The sequence below is a fragment of the Mycolicibacterium bacteremicum genome (assembly GCF_002086115.1).
GTDB classification, from domain to species: Bacteria; Actinomycetota; Actinomycetes; order Mycobacteriales; family Mycobacteriaceae; genus Mycobacterium; species Mycobacterium bacteremicum.
Genome location: NZ_MVHJ01000001.1, coordinates 479,192 through 499,990, shown reverse-complemented (window position 1 = coordinate 499,990; position 20,799 = coordinate 479,192). Strand labels below are relative to the sequence as shown.

23 protein-coding genes are annotated in these 20,799 nt (G+C 68.7%); 14 read left to right on the top strand and 9 right to left on the bottom strand.

Annotation, left to right across the window (positions count from 1 at the left end; all coding sequences use genetic code 11):
• The coding region (locus tag BST17_RS02310; protein WP_133053498.1) for an MMPL family transporter at positions 1–1,364 on the bottom strand (1,364 nt) is incomplete at its 3' end.
• 2 nt (positions 1,365–1,366) lie between these two features.
• Positions 1,367–1,798, bottom strand: a complete 432-nt coding sequence (locus BST17_RS02305; RefSeq protein ID WP_083055177.1) for an MmpS family transport accessory protein — start codon at positions 1,796–1,798, stop codon at positions 1,367–1,369.
• A 298-nt stretch (positions 1,799–2,096) separates the two neighbouring features.
• On the opposite strand from BST17_RS02305, the gene BST17_RS02300 reads away from it, so the two are divergent.
• From BST17_RS02300 to BST17_RS02290, 3 genes are all read left to right on the top strand, one after another.
• Positions 2,097–2,666, top strand: a complete 570-nt coding sequence (locus BST17_RS02300; protein WP_083055174.1) for an Rv1352/Rv1906c domain-containing protein — start codon at positions 2,097–2,099, stop codon at positions 2,664–2,666.
• Between the two features lie 159 nt (positions 2,667–2,825).
• Positions 2,826–4,016 (top strand): acyltransferase family protein, encoded by a 1,191-nt coding sequence (locus tag BST17_RS02295; RefSeq protein ID WP_083055337.1) that lies wholly within the window; start codon positions 2,826–2,828, stop codon positions 4,014–4,016.
• A 70-nt stretch (positions 4,017–4,086) separates the two neighbouring features.
• Positions 4,087–4,797, top strand: a complete 711-nt coding sequence (locus BST17_RS02290) for an Rv0518 family GDSL lipase (protein WP_083055171.1) — start codon at positions 4,087–4,089, stop codon at positions 4,795–4,797.
• A 16-nt stretch (positions 4,798–4,813) separates the two neighbouring features.
• Here the strand turns inward: BST17_RS02290 and BST17_RS02285 are convergent, their stop codons facing one another.
• Positions 4,814–5,473 carry an MOSC domain-containing protein gene (locus tag BST17_RS02285; RefSeq protein WP_083055168.1) on the bottom strand — a complete coding sequence of 220 codons (660 nt, stop codon included), beginning with the start codon at positions 5,471–5,473 and terminating at the stop codon, positions 4,814–4,816.
• Between the two features lie 22 nt (positions 5,474–5,495).
• Between BST17_RS02285 and BST17_RS02280 the strand changes: the two genes are divergently transcribed.
• Genes BST17_RS02280 through BST17_RS02270 form a run of 3 tightly spaced genes read left to right on the top strand, consistent with a single transcriptional unit; the run spans position 5,496 to position 8,850 of the window.
• The gene (locus BST17_RS02280) at positions 5,496–6,650 is read left to right on the top strand and encodes an alkaline phosphatase family protein (RefSeq protein ID WP_083055165.1); all 1,155 of its coding nucleotides are present in this window, start codon (positions 5,496–5,498) and stop codon (positions 6,648–6,650) included.
• A 12-nt stretch (positions 6,651–6,662) separates the two neighbouring features.
• Complete coding sequence (locus BST17_RS02275) at positions 6,663–7,595, top strand: enolase C-terminal domain-like protein (RefSeq protein WP_083055162.1); 933 nt, start codon at positions 6,663–6,665, stop codon at positions 7,593–7,595.
• A 4-nt stretch (positions 7,596–7,599) separates the two neighbouring features.
• Positions 7,600–8,850: a cytochrome P450 gene (locus BST17_RS02270; protein WP_083055159.1), complete on the top strand. Its 1,251-nt coding sequence runs from the start codon at positions 7,600–7,602 to the stop codon at positions 8,848–8,850.
• 7 nt (positions 8,851–8,857) lie between these two features.
• On the opposite strand, the gene BST17_RS02265 is transcribed toward BST17_RS02270, so the two are convergent.
• Positions 8,858–9,805, bottom strand: a complete 948-nt coding sequence (locus BST17_RS02265) for an aminoglycoside phosphotransferase family protein (RefSeq protein ID WP_234807499.1) — start codon at positions 9,803–9,805, stop codon at positions 8,858–8,860.
• Between BST17_RS02265 and tpx the strand changes: the two genes are divergently transcribed.
• Complete coding sequence (gene tpx / locus BST17_RS02260) at positions 9,804–10,298, top strand: thiol peroxidase (protein WP_083055332.1); 495 nt, start codon at positions 9,804–9,806, stop codon at positions 10,296–10,298. The two genes, BST17_RS02265 and tpx, sit on opposite strands and share 2 nt — an antisense overlap.
• Before the next feature lie 258 nt (positions 10,299–10,556).
• On the top strand, positions 10,557–11,198 hold the full coding sequence (ripD, locus tag BST17_RS02255) for an NlpC/P60 family peptidoglycan-binding protein RipD (protein ID WP_083055156.1): 642 nt from the start codon (positions 10,557–10,559) through the stop codon (positions 11,196–11,198).
• Between the two features lie 86 nt (positions 11,199–11,284).
• Here the strand turns inward: ripD and BST17_RS02250 are convergent, their stop codons facing one another.
• On the bottom strand, positions 11,285–11,839 hold the full coding sequence (locus BST17_RS02250) for a DUF4334 domain-containing protein (protein ID WP_083055153.1): 555 nt from the start codon (positions 11,837–11,839) through the stop codon (positions 11,285–11,287).
• 172 nt (positions 11,840–12,011) lie between these two features.
• Here BST17_RS02250 and BST17_RS02245 point away from each other — a divergent pair, with 172 nt between their 5' ends.
• Positions 12,012–12,389, top strand: coding sequence for an NYN domain-containing protein (locus BST17_RS02245; protein ID WP_083055150.1), 378 nt, complete (start codon positions 12,012–12,014; stop codon positions 12,387–12,389).
• Here the strand turns inward: BST17_RS02245 and BST17_RS02240 are convergent.
• Complete coding sequence (locus BST17_RS02240; protein ID WP_109749950.1) at positions 12,375–13,922, bottom strand: class I adenylate-forming enzyme family protein; 1,548 nt, start codon at positions 13,920–13,922, stop codon at positions 12,375–12,377. The genes BST17_RS02245 and BST17_RS02240 overlap by 15 nt on opposite strands.
• A 30-nt stretch (positions 13,923–13,952) precedes the next feature.
• Entirely contained in the window at positions 13,953–14,633 is a 681-nt protein-coding gene (locus BST17_RS02235) for a DUF899 domain-containing protein (RefSeq protein WP_083055147.1), read from the bottom strand.
• 91 nt (positions 14,634–14,724) lie between these two features.
• Between BST17_RS02235 and BST17_RS02230 the strand changes: the two genes are divergently transcribed.
• On the top strand, positions 14,725–15,057 hold the full coding sequence (locus tag BST17_RS02230) for an ArsR/SmtB family transcription factor (protein WP_083055144.1): 333 nt from the start codon (positions 14,725–14,727) through the stop codon (positions 15,055–15,057).
• Entirely contained in the window at positions 15,054–15,524 is a 471-nt protein-coding gene (locus tag BST17_RS02225) for an SRPBCC family protein (protein ID WP_083055141.1), read from the top strand. Before BST17_RS02230 ends, BST17_RS02225 begins: the two co-directional genes overlap by 4 nt.
• Here the strand turns inward: BST17_RS02225 and BST17_RS02220 are convergent.
• The gene (locus BST17_RS02220) at positions 15,461–16,390 is read right to left on the bottom strand and encodes a phytanoyl-CoA dioxygenase family protein (protein ID WP_133053497.1); all 930 of its coding nucleotides are present in this window, start codon (positions 16,388–16,390) and stop codon (positions 15,461–15,463) included. The genes BST17_RS02225 and BST17_RS02220 overlap by 64 nt on opposite strands.
• 542 nt (positions 16,391–16,932) lie before the next feature.
• Between BST17_RS02220 and BST17_RS02215 the strand changes: the two genes are divergently transcribed.
• From BST17_RS02215 to BST17_RS02205, 3 genes are all read left to right on the top strand, one after another.
• Positions 16,933–17,136, top strand: a complete 204-nt coding sequence (locus tag BST17_RS02215; RefSeq protein ID WP_083055135.1) for a cold-shock protein — start codon at positions 16,933–16,935, stop codon at positions 17,134–17,136.
• A gap of 134 nt (positions 17,137–17,270) precedes the next feature.
• Positions 17,271–17,915, top strand: a complete 645-nt coding sequence (locus BST17_RS02210) for a dihydrofolate reductase family protein (RefSeq protein WP_083055326.1) — start codon at positions 17,271–17,273, stop codon at positions 17,913–17,915.
• Between the two features lie 39 nt (positions 17,916–17,954).
• Positions 17,955–19,538, top strand: coding sequence for a threonine/serine exporter family protein (locus BST17_RS02205; protein ID WP_083055132.1), 1,584 nt, complete (start codon positions 17,955–17,957; stop codon positions 19,536–19,538).
• Here BST17_RS02205 and BST17_RS02200 read toward each other — a convergent pair.
• Positions 19,535–20,662 carry a TIGR03364 family FAD-dependent oxidoreductase gene (locus BST17_RS02200; RefSeq protein ID WP_083055323.1) on the bottom strand — a complete coding sequence of 376 codons (1,128 nt, stop codon included), beginning with the start codon at positions 20,660–20,662 and terminating at the stop codon, positions 19,535–19,537. The two genes, BST17_RS02205 and BST17_RS02200, sit on opposite strands and share 4 nt — an antisense overlap.
• Positions 20,663–20,799: the final 137 nt, after the last annotated feature.

Sequence of the window (20,799 nt, the reverse complement as noted above, 5' to 3'; positions counted from 1 at the left end):
TCGTGATCGCTTTCCACCAGCAGCAGTTCGGGATTCATCCGGGCCTGCGAGAAGTGCCGGTCCGCGGCCGCGTAACCGACCTGGGCGGGCAGATCCTGCGGCAGGTAGTTGCGATCGTTGTAGTTGGTCTCATATCCCGGCAACGTGAGCAGGCCGATCAGTGACAGCGCCACCGTGCCCACCAGCACCGGCCCGGGCCAGCGCACGATGGCGGCCCCGATCTTGCGCCAGCCTCGGGTCCGCATGGTGCGACGTGGCTCCAGCGTCCTGCCGAACCGCGACGCCACCGTGATGACGGCGGGGCCCAACGTCAAGGCGGCCAGCACGGCGACGACCATGCCGATGGACAGCGGGATACCCAGGGACACGAAGTACGGCAGTTTGGTGAAGTGCAGGCAGAACGTCGCACCCGCGATGGTCAGGCCGGATCCCAGCACGACGTGCGCGGTGCCGTGGAACATCGTGTAGTACGCGGTCTCCCGGTCCTCACCGTCGCCCCGTGCCTCCTGATACCTACCTATCAAGAAGATCGCGTAGTCCGTGGTGGCGGCGATGGCCAGCGTCACCAACAGGTTGGTGGCGAAGGTGGAGAGCCCGATGATCTCGTGGTAGCCGAGAAAGGCGATGACGCCGCGGGTGATGCCCAGTTCGACGACCACCATGACCAGCACCAGCACGGTGGTGACAATCGACCGGTAGATGATCAGCAGCATTGCGATGATGACCGTGAAGGTCAGCATCTCGATGACCTGGACGCTGCGGTCGCTGGCGATGTGCTGATCGGCGGCCAGCGCCGACGGGCCCGTGACGTACACCCGCACACCCGGCGGCGGGGTGAGGCTGTTGACGATCTCTTGTGCGGCCTCCACGGATTCGTTGGCCAGCGCCTCGCCCTGGTTGCCCGCCAGATAGACCTGGACGTAAGCGGCCTTGCCGTCGCCGCTCTGCGCGCCGGCAGCGGTCAGCGGGTCGCCCCAGAAGTCCTGGACGTGTTCGACGTGTTTGGGGTCGGCCTCCAGTTTGTCGATCATCTGGTCGTAGAAGTCGTGGGCTGCCTCGCCGAGCGGTTCGTCGCCCTCCAGGACGATCATCGCCGAGCTGTCCGACTTGAACTCCTCGAACACGGCGCCGACGCGCTTCATCGCGATCATCGACGGCGCGGTATCCGGGCTCATCGACACCGCACGCATCTGCCCGACGGTCTCGAGCTGCGGGACGATGGTGTTCAGCACCACCATCAGGGCGATCCAGCCGATGATGATCGGCACGGCCAGGGTGCGGATGGCGCCGGCGATGCCACCTCGACGGGAGGGCGGCGTCGTGGGGATGGCGTCGGTGCGGGGCTCGTCGGCCCCGGAGAACATCGTCATGCCGACTTCACCAGGCAGTAGGTGTGGGCGCCGACGCCGTTGACGGTCCGCTCGTCCTTGACCTCGTCATCGACGGTGATCCGGCACGACAGCGTGCTGCCGTCACCCTGACCCGAGATCGTCGGGAACACCGACGGCGCGGTCGTGCTCAAGGTGATCTCCCACGGCAGCGTCACACTGTCCGCGCGCACCGGCTTGGCGTCCAGGTCCATGTAGTTCACGTTCGCCGTCGCCCCCGGCTCACCCCACACCTCGTACTTGACGACCTTGGGATCGAACGGCTCGGTGTCATCGGCAGCACTGTTCTCGGTGGACACGTACCCCGGTCCCGTCCCGAAGAACGTGCGCACGCGCATCACGGTGAACGTGCTCACCAGCACCACCGCCACAATGACCAGCGGAATCCAGATCCGCTTCAAGACCACCATCGAGAATCGAGTTCCCCCGCTGCTACGCCGACCCACCGTGATCCATGTGAGCTGACGGACCGCAATGAGAAACTGTTACCGCCGCCACACTTAGCTTAGGTAAGTAGGAGCTTAGCTCATATAACAGAGTTACGTCTCATCGATATCTTGTCACCTGTCATCAGAATCACGCCGCTCCGGTCGTCGTCGACAAAAAGCTCGCCACCTGCACAGACTCGACACCTGTCGAGGATGTGAACGCAACGGTCGCCCGCTGCGCGGTCTTGGCACCGGCGAGGCCGGGCTTACTCTGGTATCCATGCCCATCCGAGTTCCGGCGGTGATCGGTGCCGCTCTGACACTGGCCGCGTTGGCCACGGCCGGGATCGCGGCTGCCGAACCCGCGCCGCCGGTCCCACCGCCCGCCGATCCGGCTGCTCCCGCCGCCGACCCGGCCGCGGCGCCGCCCGCTCCGGCCACCGTGATCGACAAGGACGGCACCTACAAGGTCGGGGTCGACATCGTGCCCGGCGTGTACGCCTCGGCCGGACCGTTTCCCGAGGGCACCTGCTCGTGGCGGCGGATGGCCCCGATAGTGGACGGCGCCGAGGAGGGCGAGACGCTGGACCGCGCATTCACCAAGCAGCCGCAGGTGGTCCAGATCCTGCCGACCGACGGAACGTTCAAGACCACCGAGTGCCAGGTCTGGACGCTGACCAATCAGCCGCCGCCGGAGCCGGGCATGAATCCGGCACTGGCGGCCATCCGGATGAAGCTCTACCTCGACACGCTCAACCGCAACGCCCAGCAGTTCGAGGCCAACAAGCCGCCGGCCGCAGCGGCCGGGCCGCCCGCGCCGGCGGCACCGCCCGCGCCACCTGCGCCGTAACATCGCCGCGCGCCGCACGCGTGCGACGCGGCGTCGGCCTGCGCCCCGGCCGACGACTCCGCTGTTATTCTGCGTGAGCCGGAAGTCGGGGCCCAGGGGAGCGGTCCGCCCGGTCGGCGCGTGCAAGCGCGAATGTCATCGGAACGCGAAAAGAGTGTCGTGCGTAGCGGAGAAATCAAGGCCCTCACGGGCCTTCGCCTCTTCGCCGCCATCTGGGTGGTGCTGTTCCACTTCCGGCCGATGCTGGCCGAGGCGATCCCCGATACCAACACCGCGCTGGCGCCGATACTCAACAGTGGCGCCCAGGGCGTCGACCTCTTCTTCATCCTCAGCGGATTCGTGCTCGCCTGGAACTATCTGGACCGCATGGGACCCACCTGGTCCACCCGCGACACCCTGCACTTCCTGTGGATGCGGTTGGCCCGCGTCTGGCCGGTCTATCTGGTCACGCTGCATCTGGCCGCGCTGTGGATCATCTTCACCCTCTACGTCGGGCGATTCCCGTCCGAGGTCGCCGACACCCTGACCGCCACCAGCTACCTGCGCCAGCTGTTCCTGGTCCAGCTGTGGTTCCAGCCGTACTTCGACGGGTCGAGCTGGGATGGCCCGGCCTGGTCGATCAGCGCCGAATGGCTGGCCTACCTGGCCTTCGGATTCCTGGCGCTGGTGGTGTTCCGGATGGCCGCGGCCACCCGGGCCCGCAGCCTGTTGCTGCTGTCGTTCGCGGCGACTCTGCCGCCGGTGATGTTCCTGCTGGCCAGTGGGCAGTTCTACACACCGTGGAGTTGGTTGCCGCGCATCCTCATGCAGTTCACCGCCGGTGTCATCGCCTGTGCGGCGGTGCGCCGACTGCACCCCACCGAGCGGACCCGTACCGCGGCGGGCATCGCATCCATTGCCCTGGTCGCGGCCATCATCGCCAGCCTGTACTGGCTGGATGCACATCCGATCCCGGATGTGATCGACAGCGGTGGCGTCGTCGACCTGCTGTTCGTGCCGCTGGTGGTGACGCTGTCGATCGGGGCGGGCACGCTGCCGCGGCTGCTGTCGCTGCGCATCCTGGTCTACGGGGGCCAGATCTCGTTCAGCCTGTACATGGTGCACGAACTCGTGCACACCGCCTGGATCTGGGCGGCCAAGCAGTTCGAGCTGACCATGGCCGGGTCGGGGGGTGCCTGGTGGCTGATCGCAGTGTTTGTCGTCACACTGGCGGCCTCGGCGACGCTGTATCACGCGGTCGAGGAACCCGCCCGGCACTGGATGCGCCGGATGGTCGGGTCACGGCGGCCGGCGCCGCGGGTGCACTCTGTGGATACCGACACCGACAACGACACCCGGCTCTCGGCGTGAACTGTCGCATGTGCCCAATAGCTCTGCGCCGCACAGCTTCTCACCGGTTCTTCGAGTAAGCTCGCCGCCGATGAGCAAGAGGGATGCCGCTCGCCGGGCGGCGCAGTTGATGGTGGCCGTGACAGCGGTCCTGGTGCTGGCTGTCACGGCGCCGGCACCACCGTCGGCGGTGCGACCGCTGACGGTGGAGACCCCGGTGAGTCGGGTCGCCGTCGTCGGCGATTCGTACACCAACGGGACCGACTGGGGCGGCATCGGCGCGGCCGGCTGGCCTGCGCAGGCGTGGCAGATCATGGCCGGGCAGGGCCGCCCGGTGGTCGCCGATGTGGCCGCCGAGGGCCGGGCCGGTTACGGCGTCCGCGGTGACCGCGGCAGCCTTTTCGTGGACCTGACAGTGCGCGCCGTGCACCCCGACGATCGGCTGGTCGTCTTCTTCGGCTCGCGCAACGACCAGCCCGTGCCTGTCACCGAGGTGGTCGACCAGGCGCGCAATGCCTTCGGTCTGGTGCGCACCATCGCACCGATGGCCCGGCTCCTGGTCATCGGTCCGCCCTGGCCGACGGCCGACGTGCCGGTCGAGATCCTGCGGATCCGCGACGCGCTGGCCGCGGTGGCCCGCTCGGTCGGCGCACGTTTCGTCGACCCGCTCGCCGAACGCTGGTTCGTCGGACGACCCGATCTGATCGCCGCCGACGGCGTGCACCCCACCGACGCCGGCCATCTCTATCTCGCCGAGAAGATCGCCCGGTTGATGGGCGCGCAGCTCACGCCGCGCCGCTGAGTCAGAACCGCCGGAGTCATACGCCGGCCTTGCGGCGGGCCTTCTCCTTCAGCGGTTCCGGCAACGCCTCGGCGGCCAGCAGCGACGGCCACAGCTTCGGTTGGGTCGTCATCGCCCGAAACACCGTGGCGATGGTCACGTCGTGATCGGGACGCTCGACGATCTCCACGGTGTCCCCGGCCCGCACGCTGCCCGAGGAGATGACGCGCAGGTAGGCACCCGGGACACCGTGTCTGGTGAACGTCTTGATCCAGCCATCGATCTCCAGCCAGGCCGAGAACGTCCGACACGGGGTCCGCGGCCGGGTCACCTCGAGCACCAGACCGTCGCTGCCGATGCGCCACCGTTCGCCGATGACCGCGTTGGTGACATCGATACCTGCGGTGGTCAGGTTCTCCCCGAAGACGCCGTTGCCGATGTCGCGGCCGAGTTCACGCTCCCAGTGGTCGAGATCCTCGCGGGCATAGGCGTACACCGCCTGGTCGTCACCGCCGTGATACTTCTGCTCGCTGACCAGATCGCCGATCAGTCCGCTGCCCAGACCGCCGCGCATCGGTCCGGGCGCCCGCACCGTGACGGCGTCCTCGGTCGGACGCTTGTCGATTCCGGTCGGCTTTCTCTTGTGATCGGGATTGGTCATCGGGTGGGCGATGTTGACCGTGAGCACGCTCGCCATGGGGCAAGCCTAGTCTGGCGGCATGTTCGTCTCGCCGCGCTACGGCACCGGTGCCCTGGCCGACCTGCTGCCGTCGGTGCTCGGTGTGCTCGGCGTCGCGGGGGAGTCCGACCGGGTGGGGTTGGGCCTGGATGGGGTGCGGCGGGTCGCCGTCCTGCTCATCGACGGGATGGGAAGCGAACTCGTCGCGAGCCGCCGGGATGTGGCGCCGTTGTTGGCGGCCCAACCAGACCGCTCGCTGACGGCCGGCTTCCCGAGCACGACGGTGGCCAGTCTGGCCTCGCTGGGCACCGGGCTGCCGTCGGGGGAGCACGGACTGGTCGGTTACCTGCTCGCCGTGCCCGACCATGACCGGTTGATGAATCCGCTGAAGTGGGGGTTGATGGGCCAGGGGCCCAAGGTCGATCTGCTCAAAGAGCTTGTCCCCGAGCAGTTCCAACCGTCGACGACCGCCTTCGAACGGGCGGCGGCCGATGGTGTGGTGGTGACCCAGGTGGCGCCGACCTATCAGGCAGGCTCCGGGTTGACCCGAGCGGCGCTGCGCGGCGGGGATTTCCGGCCGACCTTCTCGTCGGGCGACCTGGTCGACGGGGTGCTGACCGCGCTGGCGGCCGCCGACCGCACCCTGGTCTACGCCTACCACGGCGACCTCGACATGACCGGTCACGTCCGCGGCCCGCATTCGGAATCGTGGGCGCTTGAACTGCAGCAGATCGACCTCACCATCCGGCTCATCGCCGAACGGCTGCCCGCCGGGTCCGCACTGATCGTCACCGCCGACCACGGCATGGTGCACGTCGCCGATCCGGTCGACTTCGACAGCACGCCGGCCCTGCAGACCGGTGTGCGCACTCTCGGCGGTGAGCCACGCGCGCGCCACGTCTACGCCGAACCCGGTGCGGCCGATGATGTCGCCGCGGCCTGGCGGGAGACACTGGGTGCCGACTTCACCGTGCTGACCCGCGCCGAGGTCACCGCGGCCGGCTGGTTCGGACCGACCGTTCGCGAGGGCGTCGCACCGCGCATCGGCGACGTGGTGGTGGTCGCCGGTTCCGATCGTGCGGTGATCCGGGCCGGTGCCGAACCGCTGCAGTCGAACCTCATCGGTCATCACGGCTCGCTGACACCGGCGGAAATGTTGGTACCGCTGTACACCTTCGCGGCGGACGGCAACTAGCGTCCACTGCTTGTGCAGACCCTCATCGATCTCGAGGCCGCCCCGGTGTTCGCCGTCCCGCTCCGCGACGGCGGTGTTCACGAGGGCATCCTGCTGGAGGGCCCGCAGGGCTGGGGCGAGTTCAGTCCGCCGCCGGACTGCCCGGACGATCAGCTGGGCCGCTGGCTCACCGCCGCGACCGAGGCGGGCACCGTCGGCTGGCCGGATGCCGTCCGCGGCCGCGTGCCCGCAGCGGTCGGCATCGGCGCCGTCGATCCGCAGCGCGCCCACACCCTGGCCGCGGAATCCGGATGCCAAACCGCCACGGTTGAGGTGCACACCGGTTCGGGGGAGGATGTCGACCGCGTCGCCGCGGTCCGCGATGCGCTGGGACCCGACGGTGCCATCCGCTGCGATGCCCGCGGCCGCTGGGACGCCGACACCGCGGTATCGGCGATCGCCGCGCTGGAGGGCGCCGCCGGCAGGCTGGAATTCATCGCCCGCCCTTGCGCGGACATGGGGCACCTGCAATCCGTGCGCAGCGCCGTGGATGTCCCCGTCGCGATGTATGCCGCGCCGAATCGAAATCTGCGCGGGACCGCCGATATCGCGATCCTGCACTGCGGAACGCTCGGCGGGGCCCGGCGCGCGCTGCGGGTCGCCGAGACCGGCGGCTTACCGTGCCTGGTCACCTCCGGTACGCAGACCAGCGTGGGCGCGTCGGTCGGGGTGGCGCTGGCCGGCGCGCTGCCCGAGCTGCGCTACGCCTGCGATCTGAGTGCTGGTGCGGTGCTGGCGGCCGATGCCGTCGGCGCGTCGCGGACCCTGCTTCCGGTCGACGGGTTCCTGCCGGTCGCACCGATGTCGCCGGCACCGACAGCGCAGTTCCTGAGGGAATACTCAGTGACGGATCCGGAACGAAATCGGTGGTGGCGCAGACGGCTGCAGACCGCGATTGCACAATGAGGGCATGACCTCCGTGTCCACCCCGCAGGTTCTGCTCGGTCGTGCGCTCGACCCGTCCAACCGGGTGGACCCCTACCCGGTATACCGCGAACTGCGCGAATACGGCCCACTGCAGCTCCCTGAGATCAGCCTGACCGTGCTGTCGTCGTTCGCGCACTGCGATGCCGTGCTGCGTCACCCGGCCTCGGCCAGTGACCGCATGAAGTCGTCCATCGCGCAGCGCCAGATCGCCGCGGGCGAGCAACCCCGTCCCTTCGGTCTGGCCGGGCTGGTGGACAAGCGGCGCACGCCGGCGTTCCTGTTCCTCGATCCGCCCGACCACACCCGGTTGCGCAAACTGGTCGCCAAGGCGTTCGCCCCGCGGGTGATCAACGAACTGCGCCAGGAGATCGTGGCCACGGTCGACGCTTTGCTCGACACCGCGGAGGATCGCGGCGAGTTCGACGCCGTCACCGGGCTGGCCTACCCGGTCGCGGTCGCGGTGATCTGTCGGCTGCTCGGCGTTCCCGTCGAAGACGAGCCCAAGTTCGGGATCGCCTCCACCCTGCTGGCCCAGACGGTCGATCCGTTCCTGTCCGCCACCGGCGAGGTGCCCGAGGGATTCACCGACCGTATCGAGGCCGGTAAATGGTTGCGGCGCTACTTCCGCGACCTCATCGCCGCCCGGCGGCGCAATCCCGGCGATGATCTGATCTCGGCGTTGATCGCCGTCGAGGAGGCCGGCGACCAGCTCTCCGAGGACGAGATCATCTCGACCTGCAATCTGCTGCTGATCGCCGGTCACGAGTCGACGGTCAGCATGATGGCCACTGCGGTCCTGGCCATGTTGCGCGACAAGTCGCAGTGGGCGGCGCTGGGTGCGGACCCGACGCGCGCGCTGCGGGTCATCGAGGAGACCCTGCGTTTCGATCCCGCCGCGCAGCTGTTGGGCCGTGTCGCCGGTGCCGACATCACCCTGGGTGATCTGCACATCCCCAAGGGCGACACCATGATCGTGCTGCTCGCCGCTGCGCACCGCGATCCGGCCGCCAACGCGAACCCCGATGTCTTCGATCCCGATCGCCGCGTCATCCGGCACCTCGGCTTCGGTCACGGTGCGCATTTCTGTCTCGGTGCGCCGCTGGTGCGGCTGGAGGCCTCGATCGCGCTGTCGGCGGTGACGAAGCGGTTTCCCAAGGCCGAGCTCGGCGGTGAGCCGAAGTACAAGCCGAATGTGACGCTGCGCGGCATGCTGTCGCTGCCGGTGACCGTGTAGGAATCGGTCAGTCCTGTACCGCCTTGGCGATGGCGACACATGTCGTCAGGTACCGCGCGTCGGGGACGGCGTTCTCGGTGAGCTCCCACATGGCGTCATGCATCATCCGGATGATCACCCAGGCCCGGGCGCGGTCGGCGTCGAGTCCGGCGGCGTCGACCAGGGTGTAGAACCGCCGCCGCACCCCCTCCCGGACATAGCCCTCCAACTCGTCGAACCGGTCGAAGAGCATGGGCGCCAGCTCGTAGTGCGGGTCGCCGCTCATCGGCTTGGGGTCGATCACCAGCCACGGCTCGCGGTCGGCGGCCAGCACGTTCTCGTAGTGCAGGTCGCCGTGGATGAGGGTGCCGACGCTCGCCGGATCGGCCACCAGATCGGCGCCCAGGCTCAGCGCCTGCTCGACGAGCCGGTGCGGTAGCGCCGCGCTCCGGGGAAGCGCGGCCAGATCGGCGTTCCACTTCTCGATGAACCCGACCAGCGGGCGCAGTTGGGGCAGCGCCGGGACGTGGATGCGCCCGTAGAGCCCGGCCACGATCTCGCAGGCCTCGATATCCCACAACTCGTTCAGATTCCGCTGCTGGAGCCGCTCCAGGAGCAGTGCCCGGCGATGCGGGTCGGCGCTCAGCAGTCGTACGGTTCCGGCGCCGTCCCAGCGCCGCAAGGCCAGATGCTCGTGCTCGGACTCGTCGTCGGGAAACGCGATCTTCAGCATCGCGGGAACGTCGGAGGCCGTGCGCACCGGCAGCACCAGGGAGCAGAATCCGTGCAGCGCGCCGCCGTCGATCGTCAGGTTCCATTCCGCCACGGTGGCGGCGGCAAGCTTGGGCAGCGCATCGATCCAGCGCTGCCATTCCGGTCCCCGGGCGGCCATCGCACGGACTCCGTCGGGCAGGTCGATCACGCTCTCGATGCTGCCACGGCCGGGCGCCGGCCCCTGTGACAGACTGATCGCCATGGCACAGATAACGATCAAGGGAAACCCCATCAACACCGTCGGTGAGCTGCCCGCTGTCGGCGCGGATGCTCCGTCGTTCAGCCTGACCGGCACTGATCTGGCGGCCGTCAGCAGCGACCAGTTCAGCGGGAAGGCGCTCCTGCTCAACATCTTCCCGTCGGTGGACACCCCGGTGTGCGCCGCCAGCGTGCGGACATTCAACGAGCGGGCTGCCGGCACCGGTGCCGCGGTGCTGAACGTCTCCAAGGATCTGCCGTTCGCGCAGAAGCGGTTCTGTGGCGCCGACGGACTGGAAAATGTTGCGGCCGCGTCGGCGTTCCGCGACAGCTTCGGTGAGGACTACGGCGTCACCCTGGTCGACGGTCCGTTCGCCGGCCTGCTGGGTCGTGCCGTGGTCGTCGTGGGCGCCGACGGAAAGGTCGCCTACACCGAGCTGGTCCCCGAGATCGCGCAGGAGCCCGACTACGACGCGGCGATCGCAGCGCTGCAGTAACACCTGTCTTCGACGGCGCCGGCGGGCTCTGCCTGCCGGCGCCGCTTGCTGTCCGGGCTCACGGTTCGGCCTCGGAGAGATTCCGATCGCGTCACGGATGCTCGGTCGATATCACCGTCCGGTCACGGATGTGTATCTCATTCACGTTGCGCCGCAGCTGGATTGGGAATCGACGGTGGTACCGGCCTAGATTTGTCGGCAGTGGGCGTCAATTCCGCGCCCGCGTGGAGGCCGTCCCGGAAAGAGTTGACGTAAGCGATGAGAAGCTTCTGTGCCCTGCTGCTCGGTCTGGCGATGCTCGCAGTGAGTCCGGGCGTCGCTTCCGCCGATTCGTTCAACACCCGTCCGGCGCGCAATCAGCAGGCGGTCGACCTCGTCATCAAACGGGCGGTGTCCCAGGTCGGGGTGCCGTTCGCCTACGGCGGCGGCGATGCCAACGGGCCGACGCGCGGGGTCGTCCGTGAGGCGCCGCCCGCCGCGGCCGACCCGGTTGCCAATCCGCTGCCCGGCGGCGTCCCCGGCCTGAACTTCCCCGGGCTGGCCCCGCCCGCCACGGCATCGGTACCCACCGTGCCGGGACTCGGGCTCGCTCCGTCCGCCGCGCCCGACCCGGCTGCCAACGTCGTCGGCTTCGACGCCTCGGGCATCATCGTCTACGCGTTCGCCGGTGTCGGCGTGAAGCTGCCGCGGTCCTCGGGGGAGATGTACAAGGTTGGGCAGAAGGTGCTGCCGGCGCAGGCATTGCCGGGTGACCTGATCTTCTTCGGACCCGAGGGCACGCAGAGCGTGGCCCTGTTCGTGGGCAACGGGCAGATGCTGGAGACCGGTGATGCCGGTGTCGCCGTGTCGCCGGTGCGTACCGCGGGTATGACGCCCTATCTGGTGCGCATCATCGCCTGAAGCGATCCGCCGACCGCGCCCGGCGAGCAGACGCAAACTCCGCCAAAAGTGCGGCTTTTGAGGGTAGTTTGCGTCTGCTCGCGAGTTCAGTTCACCGGCAGTGAGTTGTTGCGGCGCAGCACGAAGAAGTAGGGCCGGCGCCCGCCCCGGTAGTCCATCGCCCCGATGACGGTGTCCTCGTCGATCTTGCGGAAGACATCGTTGATCGGCAGGTTGTCGTAGATCATCGTCGCGCTGTCGACACCGCGGTAGCGGGTGGTCCGCAGGCGCGCCTTGGCCGATTTGGTCTGTAGTGCCGGGCGCAGTGCCGAAATGGGCTGCACCAGTGACAGATTGCGTACCGCGGGGATCTTCGTGGCCAGGCCCAGGCCGCCGAAGGCGAGCGTGGGATTGAGTGCCCACAGCGCGGTGCCACCGTCCTTGGGGAACAGCAGCGGGTGCACCGTCTCCTCGTCGACGAACTGTTTGCCCCACCAGCCGCTGGCCTCCAGCAGACCATCCATCGGGTGCGCCGTCGGTAATTCGGCGCCCTGCCAGGTGCCGATCATGAAAGCCGGCTCGACCGCCGGCGCGGCGTCGAAGAGGGCGGTCGCCTCGACGGTGGTGGTCGGCACGGTCGTCAGAACATCCTGAACAAGCATGCGACCACCATACTTGACAGGTGTCAAGTCATCAATCGAGGCATCTGGCCAGGTGCTCGCCGGCGACCGTCGAGCGGGCTGTCACCAGGTCGCGCACCCCGGTCACCCGGATCACGTCATGACAGTCGGCGGCATGCGGAATGTGATGTTGTTGCCACGTAACGTGACTCGGGTGCGATACCTCGTGGATGCGATGAATGTCGTCGGGTCCCGCCCCGACGGTTGGTGGCGGGACCGGCCGGCCGCATTGCGGCGCCTGGTGCACCGGCTGGAGGCCTGGTCCGTCGCCGAGGGCGCGGAGGTGACGGTGGTGCTGGAGCACCCGCAACCGATCGATTCGACGGTGATCACCGTCGCGTACGCCCCGGCGGCCGCGGCGAACTCGGCCGACGAGGAGATCATGCGCCGGTTGCGCGCCGCCGAAGATCCCGGGGGCATCGTGGTGGTCACCTCCGATGCCATCCTGGCCGAGCGGGTCCGCGCCGCGGGTGCCGGGACGCTGCCCGCCGGGCGATTCCGGGACCTTCTCGACGACTCAGGTCGCCGGTAGCGATCCGCCGGTGATGCTGGCCAGCAGTGTTTTCCGATCGAACTTGCCGCTGGGCAACGTCGGAACATGATCGGCGTCGGTGACCACCCAGCGAGTCGGCACCTTGTAGGCGGAGAGGCGGGATCGGGCCTGTTCGGCCAGCCGGCCGGCGTCGACGCCCGGTTGCTGCGGCACCACCACGGCGCACACCTCTTCGCCACGCTCGGGGTGGGGGAGGCCGACGACCACGCACTGGGCCACCTCGGGCAGCGCGGTGATCACCGCCTCCACCTCCAGCGGAGAGACGTTCGCGCCACCGGCCTTGATCAGATCGGTCGAGCGTCCCACGTAGAACAGCCGTGGATCACCAGCGCGGCGGTACACCTGGTCGCCGGTGTGGTACCAGCCGTCGGCATCGAACACCTCGGCCCGTTCGCGTTTGTTGTATCCGGCCATCACCCCGACACCGCGGACCAACAACTCACCGGTCACCCCATCGGGCACCGGGGCACCGGTGTCGTCGACGATGGCCATCTCGGTGTGCACGAACCCGCCTGCGGTCTCGGACATGGTGCGATGCACCGGGAATCCGTCGGGCACGTCGACCATGGCGATGTCGAGTGGCCCGTCGCGCAGCAGCGGTGCGCTGGACAGGTCCCGGCCGGCGAAGCTCGGATGGTCGCGTAGGCGCTGGGTGAAGGCCGGCCACCCGATCACCCCGGTCGCCCGTTCGGCCTCCACCAGGTCCAGGGCGGTCCCGGGATCGAGCCCGGGCAGCACCAGCAGCGTGATCGACTCGTGCAGGGCGCCCAGCGCGGCCAGCAGCCCGCCGATCCAGAAGAACGGCATGGCGCACAGGATGCGGGGTCGCTCCGGCGATCCGGTCACGGCGCGGATGGCGGCCGGCCACCCCGATGTCTGGCGCACCACCGTGCCGTGGGTGTGCAGCACGCCCTTGGGGTCCGCGGTGGATCCGGACGTGTGCACCATGACCGCCAGGTCGGCGGGGGAGACCTCGTCTTCGGCGGCGGTGAGCACCGCGGCGGGCACGGTGGCGGACAGATCCGCCGCCGGTGTGGCCCACGTCCGGTCGGTCCCGTCGGTGACCACGATGCGACGCAGGTAGGGCGCGGCTGTCAGCGCGATGGCGTCGCGAAGTTGGCCGGCCAACTCCGGCAACGCAGCCTCGAGGTGGCGCGCGACGTCGACCTTGAGCACCCGTGCCGGTGTCACGAGGACCGAGATATCGGCCAGTCGCAGCACCTTCGCCAACTCGGCGGGCGCATAGAGGGTGCTCATCGGCACGACCAGCGCGCCGATCCGTGACAGCGCCAGCCACCAGGTGATCCAGTCCAGATCGTTGGGGAAGAACAGGCCGACCCGGCTGCCCTTGCCGATGCCGGCGGCCAACAGGCGCCGGGCGATCGATCCCGACGCCTCGTCGGCTTCGGCGTAGCTCAGTCGGCCCGTCGGGGTGACCAGGTAGGTCTCCGGTCCGGACTCCCGCGCACGGTGGGTCAACAGCGCGGGGATCGTCAACGGCGGTGCAATCACCCACCGATCATCGCCGATGGTGCGGCCGGCTCAGCGATCGCCGTACGCGTCGTGCCAGCGCCACCACTCGTACGGCGGGCTCTGTGGATAGCCCTCGGGTGAGTCTTCCCAGTTCTCCTGACGGCCGAGCGCCGTGATGTCCAGGAACGTGAAGGTGTTCACGAACACCTCGTCGCCCCGGTTGTCGACGAAGTAGGTGCGAAAGATGTCGTCACCCTGCCGGATGAAGGCGTTGGTCCCGTGCCACTGGTCGACACCGAAATCCACGTCGAAGGCGAGCCCGGGTTGCGGGACGATGGTGAACCAGGGATGCGTCCAGCCCATCCGCTGCTTGATCCGGGCGATATCGGCCTGCGAGCCGCGCGAGGCATAGACCAGGGTGGTGTCGCGGGCATGCAGGTGGTGCAGGTTGCCGATGTGATCGGCCATCAAAGAGCAACCGACACAACCGTGTTCGGGCCAACCGTGTACCCCGGGGTCGAGGAAAGCGCGGTAGACGATCAGCTGACGACGTCCGTCGAACAGGTCGAGCAGGCTGACCCTGCCGTCGGGTCCGTCGAACACGTAGTCGTTGCGCACCGGCGTCCATGGCATCCGACGGCGCTGCGCCGCCAACGCGTCACGGGCCCTGGTGAATTCCTTTTCCCTGGCCAGCATCTGCTCGCGGGCGGCGGCCCAGACCGGTGCGGTCACGATCGGCGGTGTCTGCATGAAGCCTCCTCGTCGGCGCAACGAACAGAAGTTCAATGCTTCCGTTGAATATTCTCCGAGCAGACCACAATCAACCGATATAGTCAACAAGATGGTTGAAGATCAGGTGTTGGACCGGGCCTACGCGGCGCTGGCCGACCCGACCCGCCGTCGGCTGCTGGAAGCGCTGCGGGACGGGGATGCTCGCATCACCGATCTGGCGGCCCCGCTGCCGATGACGTTCGCGGGCGTGTCCCGCCACATCGGTGTACTGGAGAACGCCGGTCTGGTCACCCGCGAGGTGCGCGGCCGCGAACACTGGCTGTCCCTGACCCAGGGTGGTCTGGATCCGGCCGCACAGTGGATGGGTGAGCAGACCGACTTCTGGTCTGCTCGTGCCGATGCGCTGGCCGCGCGCCTGAGCCGGAAGAAGAGCGGTAGGTGACGGAGGTACCGGCGGTGCGTGTGCAGCGGATCATGCCCGCCGTACCGGAGGACGTGTTCGACGAATGGCTGGATCCGGAGTCGTTGCGGGAGTGGATGTGTCCGCGACCGACGCGGTGTGTCGAGGTGACCGTGCAGCCCGAAGTCGGCGGCATTTTCCGGTTCGATGTCGACGATGACGGTGTCAGCGTGCTGATCACCGGGCATTTCCTCGTCGTCGACCGGCCCCGGCTGCTCAAATTCACCTGGGTCAACTCCTATTGGGCCGACCCGACCGCGGCGAGTGTGGTGGCAGTGACCTTCGAGCCGCTGCCCGACGACCGGACGCTGATGTCGATCGACCACACGATGCTGCCACCCGACGAATATCAGAACTTCCATTCCGGCTGGATCAAGACCGCCGATCAGCTGGCGGACCTGCTGAGCGAACGGCGATCTGGGTCGACCGGGGGCTCGGTGCCACGCTGATGTCGTAGCCACTCGCGGTCGGGCAGGGCCCGGCGTTGGCGTGGGGTCGACGTCGCGGCCACATCGTCGACGAGCGCGCGCGGCGGCATGAACCGGGCGAACACCGCGAACGGCCGGTCACTGGTGTAGACGAAGGTGACCGAATGGCGATCACGATCCGTGGGCGCCTTGAGCCGGTGCAGGACGCGCCCGGTATCTGCGTACACGGCGGTGCCGGCGGGGCCGGCCAGCTGTGTCCACGCGTCAGCCGGCGCGACACGCACGACGGTGTCGTCGGGTAGGAAGGTGATGCCGGGCCGGCATCTCAGCGTTCGCCGCGCCGCCGCACTCACCGGCGCGGGTAGATATTCGAAAGGCCCGTTTCCGGAGTCGACCTCGTCGAGGTACACGATGATCTTCAGCATCCGCCGGTCCTCGGCGTCCACGTGCCACCGCCGGGCCTGATGCCCGATTCCGGCAGCGCGGACCCGCTCGACCTTCATCTCCAGTCCGACGTACCGGACCGGGCCGCCGATCACTCGCTCCGCGATGTCGAGGTTGTCCTCGCGCAGGCCCCACCGGTACAGCGCGGCAATACCATTGGACTGGTCCAGCGGCAGGTGGCATACCGGCTCGGCGGGGTCGGTCGCCTGCAACCGCTGCATGGCGGCGGTGATCTCGTGCCGGGCGGCGCCCTCGATCCGGACGGCGCGGGTGGCTGCTCCCTCGTGGTACAGGGTGTCCAGCAGCTCTTCATCGGGCGCACTCAGCGGTGGCAGCGAGTCCCGATGTCGACGCGCCCGCCGCTCGTGTCGCCGGGCACCGACATCGCCCAGCACACCGACATCGCCGACTCGGCGAAGCAAATCGACGATACGCAGTCGCATGTTCGACATGCGGTCCGCACGCAGCACCACGACACGGCGCCGAGCCCCAATCAAATCCGACGCCTTCCGTGCGGTGCGCGCTAGGTGCGCAAAAAGCCTGAGGGAAACAAGTATTCGGTGATCATAGGGTCTATCGACGGTCAGCTGCATCTTGGCCCGCAGACGTCGGCCGGGGTGATCGTCGGCATGTAGAGCGTGCAAATACCGTTTTGTTCGCAAGAACCAGCGGCGCTGCGAGCAAACCCCGACATGGCGGCACCGGCGGACCGGCTCGCGCCGCTTGCGGTGCACGGTCCGGGCAAAAACCGGTGCGGATTAGGTGATACCGTGCCGGCCTGCGTAGGCTGTCCAGGTACGTCGTGTCTGTGAAGCGACGTGTCTGTGTTCGGCCGAGTCGCGGCCGGGTGGCAGTATCACCCCATTTGCAGCCCTGTGCCGGCGAACGCACACCCGCCGATCAGCCCGTCAGCCGACGGTCGTATCCGGCGAAATTCGTAGGCCGCATGACCGCGGTCGACATGTGAAGAAGAGAGAAACACAGCATGACTGAAGGAACCGTCAAGTGGTTCAACGGCGAAAAGGGCTTCGGCTTCATCGCTCCTGACAACGGCGCGGCGGATGTGTTCGTGCACTACTCCGAGATCCAGGCCGGCGGCTACCGCAGCCTCGAGGAGAATCAGCGCGTGAAGTTCGACATCACGCAGGGCGCGAAGGGCCCCCAGGCCGTCGCGGTCACCCCGATCTAGACACTGCACAACAAGAACCCCGCGGCCTGTCGGTCGCGGGGTTCTCGTGTTCTACGGCCCGAGCGAGCGTCGCGATGAGTTTCGATGCCGCTGCCGGTCTGACCGGTATCCGATCCAGGCTCGAAGGGACACTCATGGCTCAGTTGTTGCGCGTCCAGAATTTCGTGGTTTCCGAGGACGGCTTCGGTGCCGGGCGGGACCAGAGCCTGGAGCGGCCGTTCGGGCATGCCGACCCCGCCATCATGATGTCCTGGGCGGGTGCCACCGCCAGTTGGCCCAACCGCACCGATCCCGGCGGAACCCGGGGCATCGACGACTACTTCACCCGGGACTTCGCGCGCAACATCGGCGCCGAGATCATGGGCCGCAACAAGTTCGGTCCGCACCGCGGCCCGTGGACCGATCACGAATGGCAGGGCTGGTGGGGTGAGCATCCCCCGTTCCACACCCCGGTGTTCGTGCTCACCCATCACGTGCGTCCGTCGTTCACGCTGTCGGACACCACATTCCACTTCGTCGACGCCGCGCCGGCCGACGCCCTGCAGCAGGCCAAGGCGGCGGCCGATGGCAAGGATGTCCGCCTCGGCGGCGGGGCGCAGACCATCCGGGCGTTCCTGGCCGCCGACCTGATCGACACCCTGCACGTCGCGGTCGCGCCGATAGGACTCGGCGGGGGGTCACGGCTGTGGGAATCATCGGACGAGTTGCTCGACAGATTCCACCGCGATGTCGTGCCCAGCCCGAGCGGCGTGACGCACCACGTGTTCTGGCGACGCTGATCGTCGGCGGGGGCACCGCGCGTCAGTATGGTGTCGGCAATGGCTCCCGATCTCCCGGAAGACACCGCCGAGAACCCGCGCGTCCGGCGCCGGCTGCGCGGCGCGCTGCCCGGTCGCCGCGACCCGGCTCCGATCGCCGGTCAGCGCCGCCGCAGTGCCAACCGCGTCGGCGACGTGCACACCCGCAAGGTGCTCGATCTGACGATCCGGCTGGCCGAGGTCATGCTGTCCTCCGGCTCGGGTACCGCCGACATCGTCGCCACCGCGCAGGACGTGGCGCAGGCCTACCAGCTCGGTGACTGCGTCGTCGACATCACCTTCTCCACCATCATCGTGTCGGCGCTGCCGACTGCCGACAGCCCGCCGCTGACCATCGTCCGTGCCGTCCGGCACCGCGCCACCGACTACACCCGATTGGCCGAACTGGACACACTGGTCCGGCGTATCACCTCCGGCGGTGTCACCGTCGAGCAGGCGCACGATGCGATGGACGTACTCAGTGAACGGCCGCACCCCTACCCGCGGTGGATGGCCACCGCCTGCTGGGCGGGCTTCGCGCTCGGCATCGCCATGCTGCTGGGCGGCACCTGGCAGATCTGTCTGCTCGCCGCGGCCACCTCGGCGGTCATCGACCGGGTCGGCCGGCTGCTGAACCGGGTCGGCACCCCGTTCTTCTTCCAGCACGCCGTGGGTGCGGCCATCGCCACCCTGGTGGCCGTGGCCGCCTACCGCTTCGCCGATCAGAACCCGACGGCACTGGTGGCCACCGGGATCGTGATGCTGCTGTCGGGGATGACTCTGGTCGGCTCGGTGCAGGATGCGCTGACCGGTCACATGGTCACCGCGGTCGGCCGCCTCGGCGATGCGTTGTTCCTCACCGCGGGCATCGTGGCGGGCATCGTCGCCGGCCTGCAGATCGCCAACCTGGCCGGCATTCAGATCGAGCTGCACATCGACGCGACGCAGTCGATCATCGTGCCCAGCGGGGCACTCAAGATCGGCATCGCTGTGTTCGGCGCGGCTCTGGCCGGGGTGTGCCTGACCTTGGCGTCCTACGCGCCGCTGCGCTCCGTGCTGACCGCCGGTGCCGCCGCCGGAGCGGCCCAGGCGGTGCTGATCGGGCTCGGTCACGCCCAGTTCGGTGTCGTCTTCGCCACCGGTATCGCCTCGGTCGGGGTGGGTCTGCTGGCCACCGTCATCTCGATCCGGCGCCAGGCGCCGGCCCTGGTCATCGCCACCGCAGGTATCACCCCGATGCTCCCGGGTCTGGCCGTCTTCCGGTCGGTGTTCTACTTCGCCGTCGACGAGCGGTACCTCGACGGCATCGCGCAGCTGCTCTCCGCGGTGGCCATTGCGCTGGCCATCGGTAGCGGGGTGGTCATGGGTGAGCTGCTCGGTTCGCCGCTGCGTTACCGCGCCGGCCGGGTCGGTGACTTCGTGCGCATCGAAGGGCCGCCGGGGTTGCGCCGTGCGGTCGGTCGCGTGGTGCGTCTGCAACCCACGGAGAACTCGCCCACGACAAGCGCGGCCGCGGCCCGGGCCCGCAGCGTGGCGCTGGAGCCCGAAACCGCCGACCACGCCGGTGACGCCGGCGCCGAGCCGGAGGATCCCGACCGCCGCTAGAGCGCGTCGAGCGTCTGCGCCGCCAGCCCGAACGCCAGGGTCATGCCCAGCCCGGTGGTCACCGTCACCGAACTGACGGTGGGCTCATGCGTCGCGCGCAGGATGTCGGTCTGACTGCTGGAGGCGTAGACGCCCTGCCAGCGCTGCAGCACCCGCAGCTGCTCGACGCCGAGCACACGGGCCACGCCGTCGAGCAGATGCCGGCCGATCGACTCGTCGAGAAACGGGTCGGCCGTCACGCCGTAGTGGTGCGAATCGCCGACGAGCAGGGTGCCGTCGGGTCTGCGGGTGAACATCAGGTTCGCCCCGAGCTGCAACAGCTCGGGTTCGGTGCGCTCCAACTCGGCGCGCACCGCCGCGGCGGCGGGCAATTCGGCCATGGCGCCATAGCGCAGCATCGACGTGCCGGTCAGCACCGCCGCGTCGTCGGTGTAGCCGCCGGGAGCTTCGACCAGCGCCATCTGCAATCGGCACCGCAGCACGTCATGGGCCTGCGCGGTGGCCGGGTAGAGCCGGTCCAGGTCGTGACCGACGCACACCAGGATGTGCCGGCCGCGCACCGGCCCGCGGCTGGTGTGCACGGTGCCGTCGCCGGCGCCATGCGCGTTCGTGCGCCAGTGGAAGCGGACACCGGGCTGCTCGGCCAGCCAGGCCGCGATGGTGGCCACCGTGGTGCGTGGATCGACCCGCAGGTCGGCCGGAAGCCAGGCCGCGCCGACGATGGCGGGATCGGCGGCCCGTCCGGGCGCGGCCAACCGGGCGTCGACCTCGGCGGTGGTGAGCAGCCGCACCGCCTCGCCGCCGCGCGCGGCGTGGAACTGCTCCAGCAGTGCGGCCTCGCCGGGACTGCGGGCGATGACGACGGCACCGGCCTCGGGTGCCCAGAACCCGGCAAGCGCCGCGGTGCGCAACCATCCGCGCCGGGATGTCTGGGCGAGGTCGAGCAGCTCGGCGCTCTGTGCGGTGATGCAGGCGTGCCCGAAGTTGCGCACCGAGGCGCCGACGGCTTCGCTGTCGCGCTCGACGATCTGGACCGTCAGGCCCCGGTGCACCGCCTCGGCGGCGTGCGCGAGACCGATGATGCCTGCGCCGACGACGACGAGATCCGCGGTCTGCTCGTTCATGCCCGCCATCTTCAGCGGCCGCCCGGACCCGGTTGCGCGCGGGGTGGATCCGTTCACCCGGTGTTTTCCGGCCGGACAGTTACCTGCGCGCATCGTGTGACGCGTGAGCTTCGAGGCGCTAGCCTTCTCGCAGGTGT